The sequence below is a fragment of the Belliella calami genome (genome assembly GCF_022549695.1).
Lineage (GTDB): Bacteria > Bacteroidota > Bacteroidia > Cytophagales > Cyclobacteriaceae > Belliella > Belliella calami.
In genome coordinates, this window is the sequence record NZ_JAKZGS010000001.1 from 1 (window position 1) to 23,525 (window position 23,525).

At 36.7% G+C, this 23,525-nt stretch carries 15 protein-coding genes and 1 other RNA gene; 4 read left to right on the forward strand and 12 right to left on the reverse strand.

The features are described 5' to 3' along the window. The 5 genes from MM236_RS00005 to aqpZ all read right to left on the reverse strand — a co-directional run. A partial coding sequence (locus MM236_RS00005; RefSeq protein ID WP_500793347.1) for a phage tail-like protein occupies positions 1-1,279 on the reverse strand: 1,279 nt, incomplete at its 3' end. An 87-nt stretch (positions 1,280-1,366) separates the two neighbouring features. Then, positions 1,367-2,947, reverse strand: coding sequence for a T9SS type B sorting domain-containing protein (locus MM236_RS00010; protein WP_241272866.1), 1,581 nt, complete (start codon positions 2,945-2,947; stop codon positions 1,367-1,369). 5 nt (positions 2,948-2,952) lie between these two features. Further along, positions 2,953-5,304: an OmpA family protein gene (locus MM236_RS00015; RefSeq protein WP_241272867.1), complete on the reverse strand. Its 2,352-nt coding sequence runs from the start codon at positions 5,302-5,304 to the stop codon at positions 2,953-2,955. Between the two features lie 2 nt (positions 5,305-5,306). Then, positions 5,307-6,278 (reverse strand): PorP/SprF family type IX secretion system membrane protein, encoded by a 972-nt coding sequence (locus tag MM236_RS00020; protein WP_241272868.1) that lies wholly within the window; start codon positions 6,276-6,278, stop codon positions 5,307-5,309. Positions 6,279-7,032: 754 nt separating this feature from the next. Then, positions 7,033-7,722, reverse strand: a complete 690-nt coding sequence (gene aqpZ / locus MM236_RS00025; protein ID WP_241272869.1) for an aquaporin Z — start codon at positions 7,720-7,722, stop codon at positions 7,033-7,035. Positions 7,723-8,279: 557 nt separating this feature from the next. On the opposite strand from aqpZ, the gene MM236_RS00030 reads away from it, so the two are divergent. Then, positions 8,280-8,507 carry a hypothetical protein gene (locus MM236_RS00030; protein ID WP_241272870.1) on the forward strand — a complete coding sequence of 76 codons (228 nt, stop codon included), beginning with the start codon at positions 8,280-8,282 and terminating at the stop codon, positions 8,505-8,507. 89 nt (positions 8,508-8,596) lie between these two features. Here MM236_RS00030 and MM236_RS00035 read toward each other — a convergent pair whose 3' ends face one another. Beyond that, positions 8,597-8,893, reverse strand: a complete 297-nt coding sequence (locus MM236_RS00035; RefSeq protein ID WP_241272871.1) for a hypothetical protein — start codon at positions 8,891-8,893, stop codon at positions 8,597-8,599. Positions 8,894-9,033: 140 nt separating this feature from the next. Here MM236_RS00035 and ffs point away from each other — a divergent pair. Then, positions 9,034-9,122, forward strand: an RNA gene (ffs, locus tag MM236_RS00040) — signal recognition particle sRNA small type. 272 nt (positions 9,123-9,394) lie between these two features. Here ffs and MM236_RS00045 read toward each other — a convergent pair. Beyond that, entirely contained in the window at positions 9,395-10,135 is a 741-nt protein-coding gene (locus MM236_RS00045; protein WP_241272872.1) for an NYN domain-containing protein, read from the reverse strand. 609 nt (positions 10,136-10,744) lie between these two features. Between MM236_RS00045 and MM236_RS00050 the strand changes: the two genes are divergently transcribed. After that, on the forward strand, positions 10,745-11,071 hold the full coding sequence (locus tag MM236_RS00050) for a YbjQ family protein (RefSeq protein WP_241272873.1): 327 nt from the start codon (positions 10,745-10,747) through the stop codon (positions 11,069-11,071). A gap of 87 nt (positions 11,072-11,158) precedes the next feature. On the opposite strand, the gene MM236_RS00055 is transcribed toward MM236_RS00050, so the two are convergent. From MM236_RS00055 to MM236_RS00065, 3 genes are all read right to left on the reverse strand, one after another. Then, the gene (locus tag MM236_RS00055) at positions 11,159-12,412 is read right to left on the reverse strand and encodes a DUF819 family protein (RefSeq protein ID WP_241272874.1); all 1,254 of its coding nucleotides are present in this window, start codon (positions 12,410-12,412) and stop codon (positions 11,159-11,161) included. Between the two features lie 63 nt (positions 12,413-12,475). Next, on the reverse strand, positions 12,476-13,108 hold the full coding sequence (locus MM236_RS00060; protein ID WP_241272875.1) for an NUDIX hydrolase: 633 nt from the start codon (positions 13,106-13,108) through the stop codon (positions 12,476-12,478). After that, positions 13,098-13,775: a bifunctional isocitrate dehydrogenase kinase/phosphatase gene (locus MM236_RS00065; protein ID WP_241272876.1), complete on the reverse strand. Its 678-nt coding sequence runs from the start codon at positions 13,773-13,775 to the stop codon at positions 13,098-13,100. Before MM236_RS00065 ends, MM236_RS00060 begins: the two co-directional genes overlap by 11 nt. A gap of 409 nt (positions 13,776-14,184) precedes the next feature. Between MM236_RS00065 and aceK the strand changes: the two genes are divergently transcribed. Further along, on the forward strand, positions 14,185-15,915 hold the full coding sequence (aceK, locus tag MM236_RS00070) for a bifunctional isocitrate dehydrogenase kinase/phosphatase (protein ID WP_241272877.1): 1,731 nt from the start codon (positions 14,185-14,187) through the stop codon (positions 15,913-15,915). On the opposite strand, the gene tamL is transcribed toward aceK, so the two are convergent. Then, complete coding sequence (gene tamL, locus MM236_RS00075; RefSeq protein WP_241272878.1) at positions 15,912-18,200, reverse strand: translocation and assembly module lipoprotein TamL; 2,289 nt, start codon at positions 18,198-18,200, stop codon at positions 15,912-15,914. The genes aceK and tamL overlap by 4 nt on opposite strands. Further along, positions 18,190-23,226 (reverse strand): translocation/assembly module TamB domain-containing protein, encoded by a 5,037-nt coding sequence (locus MM236_RS00080; RefSeq protein WP_241272879.1) that lies wholly within the window; start codon positions 23,224-23,226, stop codon positions 18,190-18,192. Before MM236_RS00080 ends, tamL begins: the two co-directional genes overlap by 11 nt. Between the last annotated feature and the right edge of the window lie 299 nt (positions 23,227-23,525).

Consider the following 23,525-nt stretch of genomic DNA (forward strand, 5'->3'; position numbering starts at 1 on the left):
CTTCGGTCAATATCTGGTTGTAGATCTCCTCAAACTGGTTCACAACACTCGCAGGGATGTTGATGATAAACTCAACATCCGATTCATTGAAGTAGGTATAGCTACCGTCTGTATTCTGCTCTATCCTCGTGACCGTCTCGTTTGCCTGGACGATGCTCTCTATGGTTGCCCACTCAACATAACCGTTGGCATTCGTGATCAACATGCTGTTCGAAGCTCCGCCGTCTATCGTGATCTCGTATGGATCCGTTTCCGTTCCCGAACCTGTAACGGTAATGAAATCACCGCCATCTATGTTCACAGCATTGATCGCTATGAACTCAAGGTATTCCTCAAATGAAGTGTAGGTATTGCCTTCAACCGTGATCTCTTCGGTCAATATCTGGTTGTAGATCTCCTCAAACTGGTTCACAACACTCGCAGGGATGTTGATGATAAACTCAACATCCGATTCATTGAAGTAGGTATAGCTACCGTCTGTATTCTGCTCTATCCTTGTGATCGTCTCGTTCGCCTGCACGATGCTCTCTATGGTTGCCCACTCAACATCGCCATTGGCATTCGTGATCAACATGCTGTTGGCTACCCCTTCCGATATGGATACGATATATGGATCTGATTCCGTTCCCGAACCTGTAACTTGGATGAACTCACTGTCCCCCATGTTTACCGCCTGGTTGGCTATCGTTGTTAGGTATTCCTCAAAAGTATTGTAGGTCTCTCCCTCTATCGTGATAGACTCGTTCAAAATTTCATTATAGATGTTCTCAAACTGGTTGACCACTGAAGCGGGAACATCAATGATGAACTCCACATCAGCTTCGTTTTTGTAGCTATATACTCCAGGGGAAACCAGTTGCATAGTTGTGACAGTCTCTTCAAAAAGATCACCCATGTCTATCAATACCAAATCACCATCCTGATTGGTATAGAAAAATTCATTAGTGGTAGGATTATAGGTAACAAAATTGTTCGAACCCTCTCCAGCACCTGTCCATGCCATTCTTCTCCATCTATCATTGTACCAATAATAGTACCCAGGGACGATTAGTCCATTTTCAGTTGTGTTATAAACCAACAAGCTCTCTACATTACCAGCTGAAATGGTTCCACTATCAGTGACACTCGTAAGTGCGACTCTAGGAATCAAGAGACCTCTGTCAGATGATACTATCTCAAGTTGGCTTGAGCGAGATGGATCAACCGTTCCTATCCCAACTTGTGCAGATACTTCTATGTAGGCACCTACAAACAAAACCAAAAGTAGTATTTTTTTCATATTGCTATAATTTTTATTCCTTCTAAAAAACATTCTACCAATTTTATATTTATGTGGACAGTCCACTTTAATGCATTTAAATAATTACTATTCTTTTACGACCTGAATCCAACCTTTAAATTGCTTTTCCTGCCCATTGTGCTCATTCACAGTAAGAATATAAAAGAATGTACCTGCAGGGAGGCCGTCAGCATCCCAATCATTTTGGTAATTTTCCGATTCGAATAAATGATCCCCATACCTATTGAAAATGACAATTTTGTTACTCGCAAACTTGCTAAGTCCCATGATTTGAAAAGTGTCATTATCTCCATCACCATTCGGTGTTATTACATTTGGAATAAAAAACTCCAAAATTCTATTCTCATCTGTATCTGTATTATCGTTGAGATCTTGGTCCTGTTCCAAAGCCAATACCTCTGCAAAATTGATGATGGTACCTGGTGTCTCAGCCCTAACTTTTAATCTGATTATCATTTCATCACCTGCTAAAAACACAGGCACACTCCATGTAAGGGTCTGTCCAATAACATTTAAAGAGTATTCCATTAAGCCAAATGCCGTTTCTACTTCATTACTTACATAAGAAACACCATTGGGTAAATTGTCTACAATAACAACTTCGGTAGCTTCAAACTCTGAATTGTTTTGTACCCGTATTTCATATTCAAAGACATCACCTTCCCAAATCGAAACATCAAATGAGGTTTTCTCAATAGCCATATTGACCAAGTTGCTAGACAAAACAGCTAGGGTAAAAATCCCATAGGAATCAAGCACCAAAGGCGTAGTAACAGTCTGAGAAGCTAAATCTACATCTCCACCCAAACTAATCCATTGGTTATCAGAATTATCCCATTTTGCCACAACCACACTATTTGTTTGTCCTAGAATAAAAGCTGGTGTAGTGACATCCCTCCAAGAGAGTGTCAATTTTACATCTGATTGGCCATTTTCTTTTACCAACTCCCAGTATTCTGCATCGTTTATCAAATTCAATCTAGGAGCTTTTTGGTCACGCGGATAAAAATTGTTTGGATCCTCTAGGAAATACTTAGCCCTAAACCTTTCACTTTCATTTGCAGGAGCAGAAATACCGGCAAATCTAAAGAAGCCTGAGTCACCAATTGGATAGTTGAAACTTTCATTTCCAACTTTGGCTACTGTCCCGTCTACATGACTTCTGTCTGATGTACTCTGATGTTCTGAACCTTTTTCAAAGATCATCAACCCACCAAATCCATCTGCTAATACGATTCCCTCAATAAAATTTGAAATACCCGCAACACTTAAGTCTCCAAATAAATGAAAAGCATTTGGCGCAGACGCATTATCAAAGACTACATTGTTCAAATTACTGATTTTGGTACCCATTATTTGTTGGACAGTATTTTGTCCGACAAACCTAGAGACACCTTCAGTACCATTAGAGAAAGTGATCTCTCCATCATTATTCAAATTTGCGAACAAATACAAATCCCCATCATTGATCAATCTGCCTGATTGTCTATTATCGAGATTAAATAAAGTTGATACTGTAGTACCAGGCAAAATAGCCATTTCTCCCTGATTTACTGTCTGTGAAAAGCTTTGGAAAGCAAACACATTGAAAACGAAAAGAAAAACTAAAGTTATTCTTTTCAATAAAGATGAAATTCTTGTTTTCATAAGCGTCATTTTATCTTTATTTCTGTTCTTCTGTTTAACTGATGCATTTCAGGAGTACAATCCTGAGTCAAGCAGTCTACAGCAGGTTTTGATTTTCCAAACCACTCATAGGTCAACCTATTTTTTTGAATGTTTCTATCTATAAGATACTTCAAGACAATTTCTGACCTTCTTTCTGACAATGATTTATTATAGCTTTCGCTACCCCTAATGTCAGTATGTCCTTCTAAGTTTAGATTTATGTTGCTGTTGTTCAAAAGAAGTATCAGTCTTTCCAAATCCATTTTATGCTCAAGCTTTAAATGTGATTTGTCAAAATCAAAATAGATTGTAGGAATCTTCAAGTCCTTTTGTATCTTATTTATTAGATCTGCTTCCTTACACAATTCATCTTCTAGGAAATCCTCTGGAACTAATGAACCTTCTTTTAATACAATTGAAAGACTCAGTTCACTTCTTCTATTCAATTGATGGTCATCTTCAGAACAATCCACACCATCAGGACAATCTGTAATCAATTTGTCTTCGCCATACCATTCCAATGAAATCCTATCTTGATTGATTCCTTTCACATTTAGAGACTCCCTCACAGCTTCTGCTCTCCTTTTACTCAAGGCCACATTGTAATCTGATGAAGCTCTAGAATCTGTATGAGAGGCAACTTTCAACTCCAAAAATTTATATTTGTCCATCAAGGAACTCACATTTGCCAAAATTTCCTCGGCATCATTTCTAATATCACTTTTATCAAGGCCGTAATAAATTATATCTGTAAATACTACCAGGTCTGATGGTATTCTAATGAGCCTATAGTCTCTTTCAATAATACCAGGCTCCATATCAACAGTGGTAATTGTATGGTCCTCTACAGAAAAATGTCCGTTTTTGGCCAAATTAAGATCATATTTAGTATCAGCTTCCAAATCCCCCACGTAAGCTCCTTCGCTATTCAGCTTCATATCAACCTTTTCTCCTTTGGCCTGAAATACATTCAAATCAAAATCCGTAACCAATTCACCATCGCAATCCACTACACGAACCAACAATTGTCTCAGCTGGTTGGAAAGTTTGTAGATGTTATCTAAACCTGAGTCTCCCAATCTATTGGAGCTCAGATAAATTTCGTCTTTCTTGAACTTCTTATATCCGAAATCATCTTTGGGAGAATTAATGGGGGCTCCTAAATTAATTAGGTTTAAAAATATTCCATCACCCTTGGAATCTGCCTGAAAAATATCGAAGCCCCCAAAGCCTTCATGTCCATTTGAGGAGAAGAAAATCTTTTCCTCAAAAAGATATGGATCTCTTTCATCTCCTTCGCTATTAATATTTTCACCTAAATTAATAGGATCAGTGAATTGAAAATCATTTCCAAATTCTACAAAATAGATGTCAAACCCACCAATTCCACCAGCCATGTCTGACGAAAAGAAAAGCTTGTTTCCTGAATTAATAATAAATGGTGTAACAACGCTGTGCTCCAAGAAACTATTATATGGAAAATCTTGAATACCAATAACTTTACCATCCTCTAATTTTCCATAGAACAACTCTGGATGTACCGTTATATTTTTTTTCTTTTTGATTTTGGTGACATCCCTGGTGGCTGTAAAAAACATATATTCCACCCCATTAACTTTGGTAATCGCAGGATCACTGATATGGAGAAAGTCACTTCTTTCGAATTGTACTTCTTGGATGTTTTTTTCTTTATCTTGTCTATAGATCTTCAGGTACTCTCTTCCTGTCCAATCATAGATGTTTTTGTTAAAAGTTCTATTTCGGGCATCCATTCTTATCAAAGGCATGGACTTGCTATCCATCAACTGTTCTCTATCAGAAACAAAATAAATGTTTCCTTCCTCATCTAATGCGCCAGTAAAGTCAGCCGCATTCGAAGAGTTCAACTCACCCAAGTATTCCAAAGTCAGACTGCTTTGCATATCACGAGAAGCCAAAATCATTTCGACTTTAGATTGCTCTATTTCTTCTACTGCATATCCAAGGGAAGCTATCTTTTCAATCGCAACATTTTCTCTACCAACTACATAAGCAGATAGTAGATAACTTTCAATATCTTCTTTGATTGGTTCAGAGGACACATCAATTACTTTTCCCCACCAATCATAAGAGTTGGAATAATCATTAAGTTTATCAAAACTTAATGCTGCACCTTTGGCTGCTATATAGGAATTTTTCCTTTGGAAAGCTTGTGTATAAATATCCGCAGCATGATGGTAGTTACCAAGCTGGACTTCCTGATCTGCATACCTTAGCATCTGGTTTTGTGCTCTTGCATTAAACACAAAACCTACAAGCAATAAGGAAAGTATAATTAGTTTGTAAAATTTCTTCATAATTAGAACCATCTTTGATTTTTCATCTGTGCTTTTCTATGTGAGAGGTAATATCCTAAAGAAATCTCGTGGGAATTGTGCCTCATGTCTACCAATACATTAAGATTCTGATCATAAGCATAACCAAACCTTAAATTTTGAGTAGCAAAAACTTCTAATATCAATGCAACAGCATTTCTTGATGACAAATTAGAAGGCAAGTTATCTTTACCCCATTTCACATTTGATCTGAATGATCCGCCTAACCACACTCTATCATGAAACAATACCATGGCATTTAAGTCATAGTTGGTAGGTGCTCCCTTTACTTCCCTTACCAATATGGAAGGTTTAAACTTGACCACATCAGACACAGGTATTAACCCACCCATTGTGAAATAATAGTGAAAATCATGGTAAGCCAAGGCTATGTCCTCTCTTTCCAACACTCTTTTTCCTACCATATTGTATGCACTTATTCCTGCATAAAATGTAGATGTATTGAAAAATATTCCTGCATTCAAATTTGGAGTATAGAGATTAGCCAATCCTCCAGCTAGGACCTCATCAGGATAATCGAGAGGGTCAAGCATAGATCTATCAATGGCATATTCAGAAGCTCCAGCACTTATACCTAACCCTAAATGCGAATCAAAGCCCGTCTGAATTCTGTATGCATAAGTTAATAATGCTCCACTCGTCCGAGCAGGTCCCAATGCATCATTCAAAAAAGAAATCCCAAATCCCATAGACCCTTCATTGGCACTGAAATCCGCCGAAACTGATAAAGTCTTTGGTGCACCCGGAAACCCAACCCACTGTGATCGGTAAGTTGATTGAATATAACCCTCTTCTTTATAACCCGCATACCCCGGGTTTATGTGTAGGCCATTAAAAATATATTGACTGAATTGTGGTAACTGCTGTGCACCAACATCAATTTTTAAAGTACCAAACAATAGAAAAGCTAAAAGTAGTTTGTAATGTTTTCCCATATTAACCTGATTATAAAATCTGAATACCCATTTAAACTAGAACATTATTTAATATTCAGTTTACAAAAGTAGTTTATCGGTATGCGATCATCAATTAAACTAATACGCACTTATACTCAATCAAAAAAAATATTTAGTAATCAAACAATTATCAAAAATCAGGCATTTCAACCTTTAGCGTATTGACAATTCTTTTGATAAATACTACAACCCATATTTGCTTGTTTTTAGCCTACTCTCTATCCCTAAAGAAAAATAAATGAAGAAAATGTTCTTTATTCTTCAGAATAATTCAGGAATTGAAACAATTTGAGAAAAAATTCCCCAACCACTAAACATGATAAATTAGGTTAAACAACCTTTGCATTCCCAAATTAGACTGAAAATACCTTCTGACATCTTTTAATTCAAAAATGAACTTCATTTCTAGATCCGAATTTTGGGAGGGACTTTACAAATCACGAAACAGGTTTTTTTGAAATCGTTATCATTTTTTGATGATAGCAAATAGCATTTACGTTATTTATGGTCAACTGTCTTAAATCATCAAACCGCAGATTGGTTGAAATATACTTTGAAGAATGTTAAAAGTGACAATTGTTAAGAAAGCAGCTAATCACAATATATAATATGACATGCTATTCAAATGAAAAACAAAAAAATCAGCATAATTAACTTCATATCTAAAGAATTCAGTGAATTATGCTGATTATTGAATTTACTCACGCAAGCAACAATCTAAAAAACAGAATCACTATTCTTTTATATTCGAAAGATATTTATATACCCAAGCAGCCAAAACAGCGCCCAAAATTGGTGCAACAATAAAGACCCATAATTGGCTAATTGCATCCGTCTGTGCAAACAAAGCCTGGCTTATGCTTCTTGCTGGATTGACTGAGGTGTTTGAAATTGGAATACTGACCAAATGGATCAAAGTAAGGGCTAAGCCTATCGTCAAACCTGCAAATCCTTTCGGAGCAAATTTGTCAGTCACTCCGAGAATTACTAATAAAAAGAAGAATGTCAATAAAGCTTCAGCCAAAAAGACGGAAAACAAGCTATAACCTCCCGGTGAAAGTTCCCCATACCCATTTGAGGCAAAGCCTCCAATTTGGAAATCGCCAGCTCCCGACAAAACCAAAAACAAAACACTCGCACTTGCCACTGCACCTAAAATCTGTGCAAATATATATGCCCCTACTTCAGAACCACTATGCCTACCACTAACCCAAAGGCCTACTGTAACTGCAGGATTCAAATGAGCTCCCGAAATATGCCCCAATCCATAAGCCATGGTAACAACTGTCAATCCAAAAGCCAATGAAACCCCTGCAAAACCAATTCCTAGTTCAGGATATCCTGCTGCAAATAATGCGCTTCCACAACCTCCGAATACAAGCCAAAAAGTCCCAAGGAACTCAGCAATCATTTTTCTTACCATAAATGTTTATTTAAATTTTTGAAAATAATTATAAACTAACTTTTACTCATAACTAATCATTGTGTTCCAAATAGTAAACTTGAAATATTCATCTTATTTGAAATCTATTCAATTGTAATTGGCAAGTGATAAAAAACATGTTTTCAAAATCTCACAAAAAGGATTTTTAACAATAATATATGTTACAAATATGCTTTTTCCTAAGTCATCGAAAGGAAACCAAAATTTGCATTTTCTATTCCTTTTGATTCTCAACCATAATTCATCTTTATACCTAATACGCGAAGGTTCAAAACAATATTTGATAGCGAATCCCACTTATAATTGGTATTATTCACACGAACAAATACTAAGTAAAAGAAGACAAATTCAAAAAATAACCAAAAAATACTAGTACTACAAAAATACCACATTGTGCACTTTTTTTATAAAAAATACTCTCAATAGCAATTAAATGCATTTTTTTAAAGCAACAATAATGATTAAAAAAAAATAACTGAGTGATCTTCCTAACTTTGTATTAAATAACAAACATTATGATTGAAAACATTTAACTTATGAATAAGCTCTCTAAATATTATAAAAGAACGTTTGATGACTACAAAGTACTGGTACAGGTAAATCCAGAAGATTGGAGTGGAATCGAGTTGATTGTACATCCAGATGGTAAAATCGAAAAAACAGAAATGCAATTTGATGAGGAAGTCTTTGAAGATTTGGCTGTCGATGAGTTTGAAGAAAATGGCGCCATGGAATTTAATCTATACTTGAAAGGGGTAAAATAGAAACCTAACCTCTTTTTAGTTTAAAAAAATTCAAAAAGCCTGACAATTTCAAATTGCCAGGCTTTTTAATATACGGATTACTTTAATTGTTATTCCTCGTTATTATTTTGATTGGAAGGTTGTTGAGGCATCCATGTGGGCACCATCTCCCTTTCTTCCAACTTAATCAACTTTCCATCTTCAAAAGTCGCAAGAACATAGAATGTCTCCCCTCTATTTACTCTGTAGGTAGTAAATTCCCCATCTAAGGTATTGATGACTGCATCTCTGTTTTGTCTAAGGAATTGTCTTTCTGACATTCCTTTAGAAAACTCTGCTCTAGGGCCGAAAACAGCACATGAACCCAATAAAATTAATGCAAAGGTAAAAACTATTGAATATTTCATAATTTATTTTCATTTGTCTATGGTAAAATCTGCAAATATACTGCCATAATTTTTTGGTCTGAAAATAAGCATTTTAGCAAATTGGGGAGATTTAATCGACATTATATACTTGGAATGGAATAATTTTAAACTACCTTTGTATCGGCGGTACGACCAGCTCCTGCTGAATCCCCCAGGTCCGGAAGGAAGCAAGGGTAGGCGGTCGTAGCGGTGCGATACCGCCTCTTTTTTTATCCTTCCCTCAAAATCTCCATCAAATATCGTTCAGTGTTAAATTTATCCGCTTCCTTTCCTAGCGGGATGAATAATCAATATAATTATTAAGTCACCTAGATCAAGAAAGGATCTTAAGAGAGTCTCTTTGCTTCTTTGAAACAGGAAAGTGTATATTAAAATAGGAGTATGAAATTCGGAACAAGATTTCTCCCTAACCTCCCTAAAGTGAGGTAAAGTCAAAATGACTACTAAGATAGGAAAGGTCTCAGAAGAGGATTGCTTGTATTATCCTTTCTTATCTCTTACATAGATCAACTTAAATCTCCCTTTTTGATTTTCTCTTTGCTCAACTTCAAATCTATCAATGGAAGAAATCAAGGGTGTCAATTTCTGAAAACCGTAATTTCTAGAATCAAAATTTGGTTGCTTTTTTTGCAAAAGGTTACCAATATCACCCATAAATGACCAACCTTCATCATCAGCCAAATCCCCAATAGTGGAAGCAATTAACCTGATCAATTTAGGGTTTATCTTATCCACCTGAGGTACAGGTGTTTTTTGATCTTTCTGTTCCTCCTGATTATCTGATTGAGTTCGGAGGATTTCGAGATAAATAAATTTGTCGCAGGCTACTATAAATGGTTCTGGCGTTTTCTTTTCCCCAATTCCAATTACAGTCATTCCTGCTTCTCTTAGCCTAGTAGCAAGTTTGGTGAAATCACTGTCACTGGAAACAAGACAAAAACCATTTACTTTTTCAGAGTAAAGGATATCCATGGCATCAATTATCATTGCCGAATCAGTCGCGTTTTTACCTGTCGTATAGCCATATTGTTGAATTGGATTGATCGCATTTTCGAGCAAAACATTTTTCCACTTACCAAGATGAGGTTTGGTCCAATCACCATAGATTCTTTTGATGGTAGGATTTCCATATTTAGCAATCTCTTCCATCATTTCCTTTACTTGACCAGATGGGATATTATCTGCATCAATTAATACCGCAATCTTTATATCAGTATTCATATTTGTTTCTTTGGCTATGCTTTTTACTAGAAATCAAATATACACAAAGCATTGCTTTGGATACCCCATATACTTGAAAACTATGATGATTATCAGCTTCTTTGTTAAGAAAGAAAGAAATGATTCTAAGGATATACGGAACTTTGCCACTAACTAAAAAAAACCTGATTTAGCTTAGATCCGATATTAATTGATATTAGATACTCATAGATATTGAACATAAGCAATCAACCTTGGAATTAAAGCTACTGGCAAAGAGGCGGATAATCATAAAACTTTTTATGGAATCTGAGAAAGTAGTATGTAACCAAAAAACTTCATATGCCTATCTGCTTTCTTGCACATAGCCAATCAATAGAATGCTTGATGAACGATTTGAGGTTATTTGTTGACTGTTGACAGTTGTCTGTTGACGAGATCCGCAACTTATAAAGCCTCTTCTTACCCAAAGTGCACCATTGCGGATACTCAATTGCGGATACTCATAAACTTAAACCTAAATTTTGGTTCTCCCACTTTTATATTTAGAAATAAAATTGACTCTAAACACATTTTAAATTTTACTAATTTGTATTTTAGTTCCTTTATTAATCTTTAACTACTAATAAAATGATCGTATCAACGACTCCTTCTTTGGAAGGGTATGAAATTACAGAATACTTAGGTATCGTATCTGGAGAAACTATAATTGGAGCAAATCTTTTCAAGGATTTTTTTGCAAGCATCACAGATATCGTCGGTGGAAGATCTTCATCTTACGAAAGGGTTCTTCGCGAGGCAAAATCTATCGCATTGTCAGAAATGGAGATGCAGGCAAGAGCCTTTGGCGGAAATGCTGTCATTGGAATCGATTTGGATTATGAAACGATCAGGGACGGAATGCTTATGGTAACTGCCAGTGGCACTGCTGTGAAGGTAAATAAGAAAGCTGTCTAAATAATTTAAAACAGGAAACAATACAGCCTAAAACCCACAGCCAATTTGACTCACAAAAATTGGCTGTGGATTGCTTTTTTGAATGGTTTACAAATTATGAATCCATTGGAGCAGATAGCCACAAAGCAAAGCTCCATAAGTACCCACAGCATATCCCAAAACCGCCATCAAAACACCTACTGGGGCAAGGGAGGGATTGAAAGCCGAAGCTACTATCGGAGCAGAAGCTGCGCCTCCAACATTTGCCTGTGAACCCACAGCCACAAAGAAGAATGGCGCCTTGATAAGGTAAGCTACCAGCAGCATGATGACCACATGGAAAAGCATCCATAATATCCCGATCAAGAAAAGGATAGGGTTATCGAAGATAGCCATCAAGTCCATTTGCATCCCAATAGTTGCCACCAATACGTAAAGCATGCCTGAGCCTAATCGGGAAGCACCAGCGCCTTCCATCTCACGTGCTCTCGTAAATGAAAGAATCAGCCCCCCAGTGGTCGCAATAACCACAATCCAAAAAAATGTAGAATCCAAAGAATATTGATTCAGCTGGGGATAATTTTCTCCAATAAAAGGCGCCAGATTATCTGCTATCAGATGTGCCAATCCAGTAACTCCAAATCCAACTCCAAGAATCTTCATTGTATCTGCCATGGTAGGTATTTTCAAGATGCTATCGCGGTACTTTTCGACTTTGTCCTGCAATTCATGGATTGCAGAGCTGTCTGCTTTGAACAATTTGTCTATTACACCAGGTTTAGCTGCCCAGTAAAGCAAAACAGCCATCCAAACATTGGCTACTATCACATCCACAGCGATCATTTGGGAAAACAAACTTGGACTTGCACCAAATATCTCCAACATGGCTGTTTGATTTGCTCCTCCACCTATCCAACTCCCAGCAATCGTAGATAATCCCCTCCAAACTTCATCAGGACCTACCCCACCCAGAATCTCCGGATAGACCCAAGAAATCACAAACAATGCCATAGGTCCTCCCAAAATGATCCCTAAAGAACCCGCCAAAAACATAATCAGCGCTTTTGGTCCAAGTTTCATAATACCTTTGAAATCTATACTGAGCGTAAGCAACACAAGTGAAGTTGGAAGCAAATATCTTGAAGCCATGAAATACAACCCTGAATATTCTCCAGATATCACACCAAATGAATTTAATAAGGCTGGAATAAAATAACAAAGTAAAATGGAAGGAACTACGCGGTAAAACTTTTTGAAAAATGTATTTTCACTATTATATGTTGAAAAAACCAATGCCAGAATAATCATCAGGATACCAAAAACTACTGCATCATTGGTCAACAAAGGGATATTTTCTTCCATTATATTTGGGGTTGATTGAACTACATAAATACACTAAATGCCCGAAAAGCCAAAAAAAACCAATCAGTAATTTTCCCAGAGAAACATAAATTCCCCAAGCATCATTGCGGTAGCTCCCCAAACCATTTCTTTTTCTATATCAAAATATGGGGCATTAAGCTTCATTTGGTCACAAACAGCAATCTCTCCTTCTTTCCTAATATTCAGATCTGTCAACAAATCAACTGGGCAGGAAATAATCCGATCTACTTCAAATGGATCGGGTACAAACATTGGCTTTTCTTCTACAAATCCAATATAGGGGGATACAAGAAAATTGCTAGGTGGGATATATAGGTCAGATAATTTCCCCAGCAAATTGACATTGTTTTGTCTGACGCCGATTTCTTCCTCGGTTTCCCTCAGAGCAGTTTGCGATAAATCGTGGTCTTCTTCTTCCCATTTGCCTCCAGGGAAAGAGACCTGCCCTCCATGAACCCCATCATAACTTGGTCTTTTGATAAATGGAACCAAAGTATCATGCTCACCAGGATAAAACAACATTAAAACAGCCCCTCTTCTAGGATTAACTGGCTGATATTCGGAAAACCTCTTTTCATCTACAGGCTTAGGCGCCATACTTATCTGCCCCTCCCTACCCGGAAGTGGTTGCGAAAGCATTTTATCCAACTTCTTTATAACGTCTTTAAAGTCCATTTACCAAACTTACACCTGTAAATCTCTTAAGCAAAAAACTCTCTCTTTTATATTCTTTTGATTGAAGTGAATTGTCATATTGAGTGACAATCCCGTCATTGGGATAAATCAACCAAGCTTTTGGGGAGACACCATTTTCATCTTCAAAATGGCCTACTACAAGCAAGATTTCAGGTGTCAGCCAAACCAAATCTTCAAATGCACCAGATGGCCCCATAAATAGCAAACGCTCACGCATGCCATCAGCTCTAAAATAAGTCACTTCTGAATCTGGATTGAAATATGGTCTCCCTTCTTCCGGAAACACAATTTTATAGCTGTAAATATCAACAACCCCTTGTCCATCGGGCTGCTTTTTGAGATGAGGATAAAAAGGGCTTCCTTGGGTGATATGGAGCTCTTCCGGTCGTTCTATTCCTTCTATTGTGTCTTTTCGGGAAAATTCAAAAGCACTAAGATCAAAATCAGAATCAACACTTTTCCAATGGCTAGACCAAGCTGAAAGCTTTTGTAATCCCAATTCCATTAGCTGAGCCTCTTCGTCCATATCTGCATGTGTTTTTTCCTCTTTTGAAACATCATTCTCCTCATTTTTAGACGAGCATGACAAAACTGAAATCAGAGAAAACAATACAAGAAAGTGAATGATTTTGTTGGAATGAACCATATTTAAATTAGATGTCAAAACGAATGCTAAAGAAACACAAAATCTTATAAAATCAAAAAAGGTTCGAACATTGCTCGAACCTTTTCTATCTCTCAAACCTATTAAACCTATTGTAGATATTCATTGAATGAATAACACGCAGGAAAGGTAGAAAATGTTTTTTTATTGTCCAAACAATCGATTGCGAAAATTTTATTTGGTCGTGTAAAATATAATATAGCATCCCATTTACCCCATAATTTTCACCTTTCAAAAATACTTTTTACCATAAAAACTTCATACAGCCAGTGACAAAATAGTGAAAACCTCTAATAAAAATTTATGTTTTGTACATACCCTTCAATCTAGATTTACTAATTTCAGATTTTAAAAAATATTTTCAGAGCTTAATTTTTATTAAAATACAATCATGACCATAAATAAGGCAATTGAGTATGCTATTAATAGTATCACTTTAGAGTTCGAAAACTATATCTACAAGTTCAATGAATTGACTGGATTGGCTCCAAAGTTTTTTGCTGAAAGAAATTGGTCTGCAATGCATGAGAATCAGAGAAGAAGACTCCGCATTTACAAAGATTTCGTAAGGGTATGTGTTTTGTCATTAGAGGAAAATCTAAAACCACATATTGAAAGTAAAGAGTTTTGGAAAGAAGCAAAAATCCAATATTCAGCGAATATTTCAGCTCGGAAAGATAAAGAGCTCGCGGAAACTTTTTTTAATTCTGTCATAAGGAAAGCATATCCCAATTTGGAAATAAATGAAAATGTAATGTTTGTCCATGAAGGTTATGACACTTGTGACCTTCATCCAGTAGACAGTCTTTATCATAGCTACCCATCTTCTTGGGGACTTCAGAAAATCATTCGAAAAATCATTGAAGATTTTGATTTTGGCGTTCCTTATTTGAGTAAAGAGGAAGATATCCAGTATCTGGTCAAAGCAGTAAGGGAAGTGATTTTGACTAGGTACGAGCCTACCCAAGATACAATCACACAGGTGCTAAAAAGTGTTTTCTATAGAAATAAAGCCGCATACCTTATCGGTAGAACAAGAGTTGGTGGAAAATGGATGCCTTTTATCATCCCATTTCTAAATGGTCCAAGCGGAGTTTATGTTGACACAATGATTTTTGATCCAAGAATCATGGCGCACATGTTCAGCTTTAGCAGGTCTTATTTTATGGTAGAAGTAGAGATTCCTTCATTGATGGTTTCTTTTCTGAATGCTGTCATTAGCCACAAACAAGTCCATGAACTTTATAATGCCATTGGTTTCAACAAACATGGGAAAACTGAATTCTATCGTGACTTCTTAATTCATCTAAATGAAAGTAAAGATCAATTTACCATAGCAGAAGGGATTTTGGGGATGGTAATGACAGTGTTTACCTTACCAAGCTACAACATCGTATTCAAGCTTATCAAGGATCACTTTGAGCCTCCAAAAAACATGACAAGGCAGGAGGTTCGTGAAAAATACAAGCTCGTGTCATTACATGATCGTGTGGGAAGAATGGCTGATACGCATGAATTTGAGAACTTCCATTTCCCGCTAGACAGAGTAGATCCTCGACTTGTAGAAGAAGTGAGAAACACCACTAATTCACTTTTGGTAATCAAGGATAATAAAATGATCATCAAACATCTATACACTGAGAGAAGGATGATCCCTTTAAACATCTATTTGGAGCATTGCAGCCATGAAGATGCGAAGCAGGCGGTAGAAGAATACGGAAACAGTATTCTTCAACTTGCACAAGCGAACATTTTCCCTGGGGATATGATGACAAAAAACTTTGGTGTAACGCGACAAAAAAGAGTGATTTTTTATGATTATGATGAAATAGAATTTTTGACAGATATGAATTTTAGATGGAAACCTAAAGCAGAAACTTATGAACAGATTTATGCTTCAAGCCCTTGGTATGACATTGCCAAAAATGATGTTTTCCCAGAGGATTTCAAAAGATTCATGATTGGCAGAGCAGATGTAAAAGAACACTTTTGGGAATACCACAAAGACTTATTCAATCCAGATCATTGGGTGGAAATGCAAAATAAAATCCGATCAGGTGAAATACTCCATGCATTTCCTTACCCAATTGCAATAAGGTTTAGACCAAATGAAGAAATTTAGAAGGGATAGCCAATGGCAAAGTTGAAGATGAGGTTTTCTCTTCGCCAAGATTTACTTCCAAATTCAAAAGTATTGCCCCAGCGTTCGTTTTCTGGTAAATATGGAACTCTTAGAGGTGTAGCCAAATCGAATCTTATCACAAAAAACTCTATATCTATTCTTGCTCCGAATCCAGCACCAACAGCCATTTCATTCCACCAGTTGGATGTGAATTTTCCACCCGGCAAAGCTTCATTTTCATTGATTAACCAAACATTACCTGCATCCATAAATAATGCCCCTTTCAAAACCGAAACCAATGGAAACCTATATTCTATATTTCCTTCCAGCCTTACATCACCTGCTTGATCAAAAAAAGACCCCAAATCGATCTGTTCGGGTCTATATGTACCTGGTCCCAAACCTCTGATCCGAAATGCTCTCACACTATTTGGGCCACCTGAGAAAAACTGTTTTACAAAAGGCAATGATTCTGAATTCCCATAAGGCAGTCCTGCACCACCAAAAAGCCTTGTCGCTATTGTATGCTTTTCGTTCAATCTGAGATAGTATCTAACGTCTACATCAGCTCGGGAATACTGGGCGAAATTCAAGCCAATGAAAGTCCCAGGCTCCCCTCCTGTTACTGATTTGGCAAGATTCAAACCGTTTCCAGCAAGGTCAAGTGTAGTTCCTACAAAAATGCCATGAGTCCTAAATCTATCTGAAAGCTTGTTGTAATTGAAGGTATAATTGATACCCGCTATAAACTGCTGCTCAAAACTCCTTCGGAGGAAAGGGTTGTTATCCAATATCTCATCAAACTCCGGTGATGTCCTTGAGAGGTTCACCAAATTTAAACTTATTGGATTGATCTCATGATAGACAAATCTATTGGCATTCCAATAGTACCCGTAGTTTGCAGAGAATGTGTTTAACCTATAGAGCCCTCCTCTATTTTGATATTCAGTACCCAAACTCATTTTGGTTTTCGGCACAGAGTAGCTGAATTTCTCTTTGATGGGAAGGAAAAACACTACCCTAGGAAAAATCAGATCTGCCTTCAACCCCAGCTCTATGGAGTTCAAGCCAGACAATTGTCCTCCTGCAATTTGATTTTCATAAGCAAATTTGGCAGTCAAATTCATCGTCTCACCGCCGTGGAACAAATTTCTGTTCCTATAAATCAAATTCAGTGCTGGGCCGGCAAAGTTGTTTGATTTAGACACCCCCTGCAACTCTACCCTCACTGACCTTTTATTCATTGGTGATAAGTATATATCTGCATCCAAATTTCCTTTGGTCACACTATCGCTTAGCTCCTCATACCGTAAGTTAACGAAGCGATAATTCCCAATAGATGTCAGCCTATTACTTGTCAATCTGGATTTTTCAGGAGAATATCTTTCCCCTTTTTCCAGTAAAATATACTGTTCCAGCAATTTCGGTTTAAAAACCTCAACACCTTGAATAAAATCCTTCCCTTCTATTGTCACGGTATCGATCTTGTCTTCCTCTTCAGAGACAGAATAATTTGGAAAAACCCTAATGTTATTCACCGTGTAGGGAATAATCCCACTACTAGGTGTATCAGATCTAAACCTTAAAAAAAGATCAAACTCACGTTGCTCATTAATATTTGTATCTGCTTCAAATATCAGATAGTTGGGATTGAAATTGTAATAGCCGATTTTTTTCAATTCTTCATCGATTCTTTCTCTTTCACTTTTTAGCTCTGACAGATTAAATCGAACACCTTTTTTCAGAATGGTCTCCTCCATCAGTTTAATGATTTCTTTATCAACTTCCAGAGAATCTCTATCGACGCTTATATCCCGCAATAAATATGGTTTAGACACCTCAACTTTATAAGCTACTGATGCGAATTTCCCATCTCTATCCACATCTGAGGAGGCTACAGAATAGAAAAAACCGTTATTTTCTAATCTGTTTACCATCAACTCCTCTGTAGTAGCTGGATCCACTTCACTAAAATACACCGGCTCTTCCCCAAATTTTCTTTTCAAAAATCTATTGATAAACCCTGGCTTTTCTTTACTTCCTTTGTAATGTGTCCAAAGTCCAAAATACATTCCCAGAACTTTGTTGTTGGGCTCAGGTCTCATCAACCCTTCCAATTCAGATTTCAAATCTTTGAAATCCTGAATACTCTCTTCAGACTTAAGTTCCAAATCAGCTCCCGTATATAGATATTCATCTTCAGGTATGAATTTTTTTACACTGCATGCTTCTGACAAAACAAATAGCAAACAAAAAATAAATATTTCTTTGGACTTAATTTTCATCTTCCTCCTTCTTTAGATTTTCAGACTTTCCTTCAGAAGGCTTTTCTTTTCCTTCTTCTTCCTTATCTTTTTTACCGTTCTCTTCTTTGATTTTATCGATTGGGTTTGACTTATCCTTATCCGCTTCTACCCCTTTCCAAAGTTCAAAAAACTCATTGAATTCTCTGTTGAAAATGACTCCAATCCCTGTAATGATCAACTGACCATCGATAATACTTTCAAATTGATTTTTTCTAAAAGCCCTTAATCTATATCTTTCGTTTTTGGTGAGGATATACTCCAAGCTTACATTTCCAAGAACTGCATTGGCTTGATCTGGATTTTGGGAACTTCCTTCCACATCTACTTGGCTACCAACTTGGACTATTAGCCTATCGTCAAACATCCTTTTTCTGGCACTTACATTCAGTTGTGTTCTATCTTGTGCACTACCTCCTTGATAATCGGTAAAGCTATCCAAATCAAAATCCAATTCTAATCCTGAATTTCCAAAAACGCTGCTAGACAAAGCGTTCAATTGACCTGAAAGAACCTGGCTCACGCTATTTCGTGCAATCGCAGAAGTTCCTCCTCCCGAACCATCACTGCCGGTGGATGGGAAAAATCTATTGAGAACCAATAAGGAAAAGACCTGTTTATTGAGTTCATCTTCTTGCTCATTTACTTGTAAAACTCTGCTATAAACATTTCCCCCAAGTGCGCCTCTTTGTTCCTCTGGCATATCAAGTCTAAATGAAATCTCTGGCCTTAGCAATTCCCCATTCACATTCAAATAAACTGAAAAAGGCAGTTCCTGATTGAATTGGGTTCTAGATTCCGTATTCGAACCAGAAAGCTGAGAAGCCATCAATTCTGTAGCAGCAGTCCTGATCGAATAGATAGCCGAAATACTCAAGTTGGCATCCATAGGGTCTCCATTCCAAGTAATCCTACTACCAGATGCTATTTCAAACCTTCTACTTACGAGATTATAAAGTGACATTTCATAATGACCATTATTAATTTCATAATTACCACTCAAAGTAATTCTTCCATTTGGATTGATTTCCATATTTAAATCAGCCCTCCCAGACACTTCCAGATTATCACCCGATCGCTCATCCACTACAATTCTAAATACAGCGTCCGGATCAATTTTCAGGACTGACCTGATATCATATCCAGCAAATGAACCAGTGACTTCATCACCCTGACGCGTCAATATATCAAATGGATCTTGTCTATTCACAAATTGGACTACACCTTCCCTTTCTACAATATCTAATTGTGTCTCCGGAATGATTACAGTGAAATCTGTCCCTTCTTTGATACTGATATCGGCCTTGATTCTTGGAAGGTTCAAATCTCCTGTCACTGCCACATCCGCATCCAAAATAGCACTCCCAAAGAATAAGTCATTATCCTCTCTACTGGAGCTTACTGCTTTGAAGTTATTTGCTTTCAGGCTTAGATCAAAACTTGGGTTGACAAAGCTTTCTGTTTTGACTGATCCATCGATCACAAAATTCTGACCTTCCACATCCTGAATTGTAAAATTGTTTAGATATACACCTTCATTGTCAATCCTAATCCTTTCGTCAGGCATGAGGTATTTTGAATTCAGTTGGGATACTAAAAAAGAAGCTTGTTTAAAAGAGAATTCACCTTCATATCTCGGGTCAGTTGTAGTTCCTGATGCATTGATTTTGCCAGAAAGATATCCTGATGCATCTCTTAATTCTGAACCTGCAAGATCTGCAATGACTTGCATCTCTATTTTATTCAAATCCAAATCAAGATCAAATTCCCCTCCAGCCTCATCAGCGATAAAACTTCCTCCCAAATCCAAATCAAAACCGCCGTCTTTCAATGCCAGTTCAAGTTTGTAATTACCTAAATTTTCAGACACAGCATCCAATGAAAGATTGCCCAAAGGAACATCCAAAGCCTTGAGTTCCGCAACTTTTAAGTTTGCCAAAAGACCTATTGCTCCAAATGGGTTCTCGACAACCAATCTACCATTGAGGGTACCTCCTGCAATCAGTTCATCTGGATTGAGCAAACTGGTAAAGGTTTCTAACCTGAAATCCTTAAATTCCATTGCAAGGTGCTCTTCTGAAACATCGTTTAAATCATCCCTGATCTGTAATTCCTGATTGTTTCTAAAAAATCTAAATTCTTCAAAATGAATAAATTTTTCAGCCAAAAGAATCTCATTATTTTTTGGTATCTGCCATTCTCGTTTGTTCAGCAATAAATTTTCAGGTGAAAAATGAATACTCAGCGTGTCACCATTCATTCCAATGTCAGTTGCTACATGTACAAGTCTCTCCTCACCATCAAACGAGTTGAAGTCAAAATACAATCTTGAATCTTGCAACTCACCCTTGAAATAAGTCCTATCCATAGATAAAGGCCCAGTAACAAGTTTCATAAACCCAAAAGCCAAATCCAAATCTTCTTGATCTGATCTTACCCTCACCCCCAAACTATCTAACTCAATCCCTGCATATTTCAAATATGGGAAATCCACATTTGCATCAAGTTTACTTTCCCTTTGGTTGAAATCTACAATGATCTTTGCAGTATCCAATTTTTCCAACCCTTGTAAAAAAACCTGATTCAATATCGGAGCTTGATTTATCGTCAAGTCCAAATTCATCATAATATCGCCATCCGCAAGTAAGCTGGAATCTTGCTCATCAAGATACCTTCTCAAATGATCACCAATTGCATCACTTAATAATTGTGGTGAAGTATTTGACCTCAATTTTCCATTGACCAATAAACTTTTGATATCCAAACTCGTGGAGTCTTCTCTTATCATTGCTTTGAGATCTAGGCTTCCAATTGGATAACTTCGTTGCTCATAAACCATGATTGCATCTTTCAAGTTAGTATGCAAATCAAAACTGCTTGGATTTCCTTCAAATTGTGCTGTAAATAAAAACTTACCCCTTAGGCTTTGTGGAAAAAATCCAAGTTCATAAAAATCGGCTCCTTTTAGATCTAAATTGACATCTATCTTGGAGTTTATTGAATCTAGCTCAAGTTTTGTAAGCAATTCAAAATTCAAATATTCGTCTTCAAGGGATAGCTTAACATCACCAATTCCATTCTCCATCTGTCCTTCCAATACCATTCCCGAATAATCATTCCCATTTATTCTCAACCTTTCAAAATTGGAAGTGAGCTCAGCACTCAGATCATTTATTGAGGATCCGCTTCCCGAACTTTGAATTTCGAAAGTCAATGTATCCAAGCCCGGATTGTCCAACAAATTCCCTAATTGCAATTGATCAACTTTGATATTTGCCAAAAAAACTATTTGCTCTTGATTCTTGAAAGCACCATCGAAATTGATTTTGCCCATTTCAGTTTCTAGAAATGCCTGCGCTTTCAGATCATCCAGCTTTCCTTTTACTTCTGCATCCAATGAAAGGCTTTCAGGCAAGTTAATTCCACCTAGACTTTGCTGATCCACGAACTTTAGAATTGTATTCTTATTTGTTTTTAGGGAAATTTCAGGAAAATCAAAGGCCAATAAATCCATATCCAAAAGATTGGATACTTTCCCGGAACTTGTCAGTCTAGTTTCATCCCAACTCACTTCTAAATTTGGGATATCCAATGAAGTTATGTCTCCTCTAGCACGAACTTTCATTCTTACCGGATAAGAAGCCAAACTTTTTATCATTTCATCATTTCTTAAACTTGGTTCAAAAAAGTATGCATCTCTAACATCAACCAAAAACTGACTTACCTCAATATCCATTGAGCTACGGTCCGGTGATTCAATCAAGGCTTGGATGGAATTGTAGCCTAGTGCCACATCAGCCCGAAGCTTACTTCTATTTGTCTCAATCCGGAAATCATCAATCTCTATTGATTTATTGTCGAGTTTGAGTCCTGTAGTAAAAGTCCTTAATTCAAACCCTCCAGCTTCTTTAAAATTGAATTCACTGATATTTAATCCTGCCTTTTCATTTTTCAAATAAATATTATCCAAAGTCAGAGTTAACTCCTCAAAAACCATTGCCTCGGGATTAAAAAACCCTTGTCTTGGTGCTACATCTTTTGTCTTGAATTCAATTCTGTTTTCCTCCAAATTGATTAAACCTACATCAACAATCCAATTTGGCCACTTGAAAGGTGTAGCTTCAGTTTGATCTGATGAGTTTGAAGCAACTGATGGGGTGGAAAAATCGTGAAACAATATCTTTGATTTTAATAAGGACAATTCCTTTACCATCACTTTTTGGGTTTCCAAATCGAACTCTGGCACTTCCAATCTCAAATCTCCAATAAACACATCTGCCAGTTGATTTGATACTTCATCATTGTACATCAATGATACATTTTGGATCAAAAAATTATCCAGTGAAACCAAGGCCAAAGCTTCCGAATCAGATTCCTCTTCTTCAGATGCTTCTAGGGGCTTCGTTTGCCTGTAGCTAATTTGACTTTCCTTCAACTCTATATTTCTAATATCAAATTCCAATTTTTCTAAATCTAAAAATGGGATATCAACATCCAGACTCCCTAATAATAACTTCGCATCCATACCCATTTTTTCATCAAGATATATCAAGTCGAAATTCCTCAAAGAAATTGGATCAATTGAGATTTTCATGGGTTCAGATTCAGCCTCAGTTTGATTTACTTCAGTATCTTGGATGTTTGTAGAATCAGAAACAAAAGCATCTATCAAAAAATCATAATTAAATTTCTCGGAATTTTCTTTTCTAACAACTCGTGCTTTGAGACCTTCCCAATCAAGTTTGGATATATGAAGATCACCAGAACTGATAAAATCCCATAATCCAATACCAACTTCAAGATCTTTGGAATACAACAATGTGTCATTTTGCATATCCTCTACGTAAAGGCCTTCTAAGGAAAGGTTTCCACCAAAAGTCAAGAAAAGTCTTTCAATTTCTATTTTAGTGTTTGTTTTTTGGGAAAGAAAAGAAGTTGCTTTCTCCACGACAATACCTTGCCCCCAGGGACTTCTGATAAAAAACACCAGAGATATCAGGATCACCATAATGCTCAGAATTATTATAGCTGAGATTTTTAAAAATTTGCGAAGAAGCTTTTTGATGATTATAAGAAGGTTAGGTGAATATTAAGTTTCAAATATAACATTAACATGATAAAATTGGGCAAAAATAAAGCCACAATCATAATGATTCAGAAGAGAGTTAAATATTATTTGATAAGTGAGCGCTTGACCGTTTTGTAAAACCAAAAATTTCTTTCAAAGTTTATCTCAACCCAAAACAAATCAAGAAAACTCCTAAGCATTATTTCAAATAAATCCATCCAAAAACCTGTCATTTTGTC

Bases quoted from the DNA above. Each gene is read 5' to 3' on its own strand.
- tamL (WP_241272878.1), bottom strand. From the start codon at position 18,200: ATGAAAATTAAGTCCAAAGAAATATTTATTTTTTGTTTGCTATTTGTT.
- MM236_RS00035 (WP_241272871.1), bottom strand. From the start codon at position 8,893: ATGAAATATTCAATAGTTTTTACCTTTGCATTAATTTTATTGGGTTCA.
- MM236_RS00030 (WP_241272870.1), top strand. From the start codon at position 8,280: ATGAATAAGCTCTCTAAATATTATAAAAGAACGTTTGATGACTACAAA.
- MM236_RS00010 (WP_241272866.1), bottom strand. From the start codon at position 2,947: ATGAAAACAAGAATTTCATCTTTATTGAAAAGAATAACTTTAGTTTTT.
- MM236_RS00045 (WP_241272872.1), bottom strand. From the start codon at position 10,135: ATGAATACTGATATAAAGATTGCGGTATTAATTGATGCAGATAATATC.
- MM236_RS00015 (WP_241272867.1), bottom strand. From the start codon at position 5,304: ATGAAGAAATTTTACAAACTAATTATACTTTCCTTATTGCTTGTAGGT.
- MM236_RS00055 (WP_241272874.1), bottom strand. From the start codon at position 12,412: ATGGAAGAAAATATCCCTTTGTTGACCAATGATGCAGTAGTTTTTGGT.
- MM236_RS00020 (WP_241272868.1), bottom strand. From the start codon at position 6,278: ATGGGAAAACATTACAAACTACTTTTAGCTTTTCTATTGTTTGGTACT.
- MM236_RS00060 (WP_241272875.1), bottom strand. From the start codon at position 13,108: ATGGACTTTAAAGACGTTATAAAGAAGTTGGATAAAATGCTTTCGCAA.
- MM236_RS00080 (WP_241272879.1), bottom strand. From the start codon at position 23,226: ATGGTGATCCTGATATCTCTGGTGTTTTTTATCAGAAGTCCCTGGGGG.
- MM236_RS00050 (WP_241272873.1), top strand. From the start codon at position 10,745: ATGATCGTATCAACGACTCCTTCTTTGGAAGGGTATGAAATTACAGAA.
- aceK (WP_241272877.1), top strand. From the start codon at position 14,185: ATGACCATAAATAAGGCAATTGAGTATGCTATTAATAGTATCACTTTA.
- MM236_RS00065 (WP_241272876.1), bottom strand. From the start codon at position 13,775: ATGGTTCATTCCAACAAAATCATTCACTTTCTTGTATTGTTTTCTCTG.
- aqpZ (WP_241272869.1), bottom strand. From the start codon at position 7,722: ATGGTAAGAAAAATGATTGCTGAGTTCCTTGGGACTTTTTGGCTTGTA.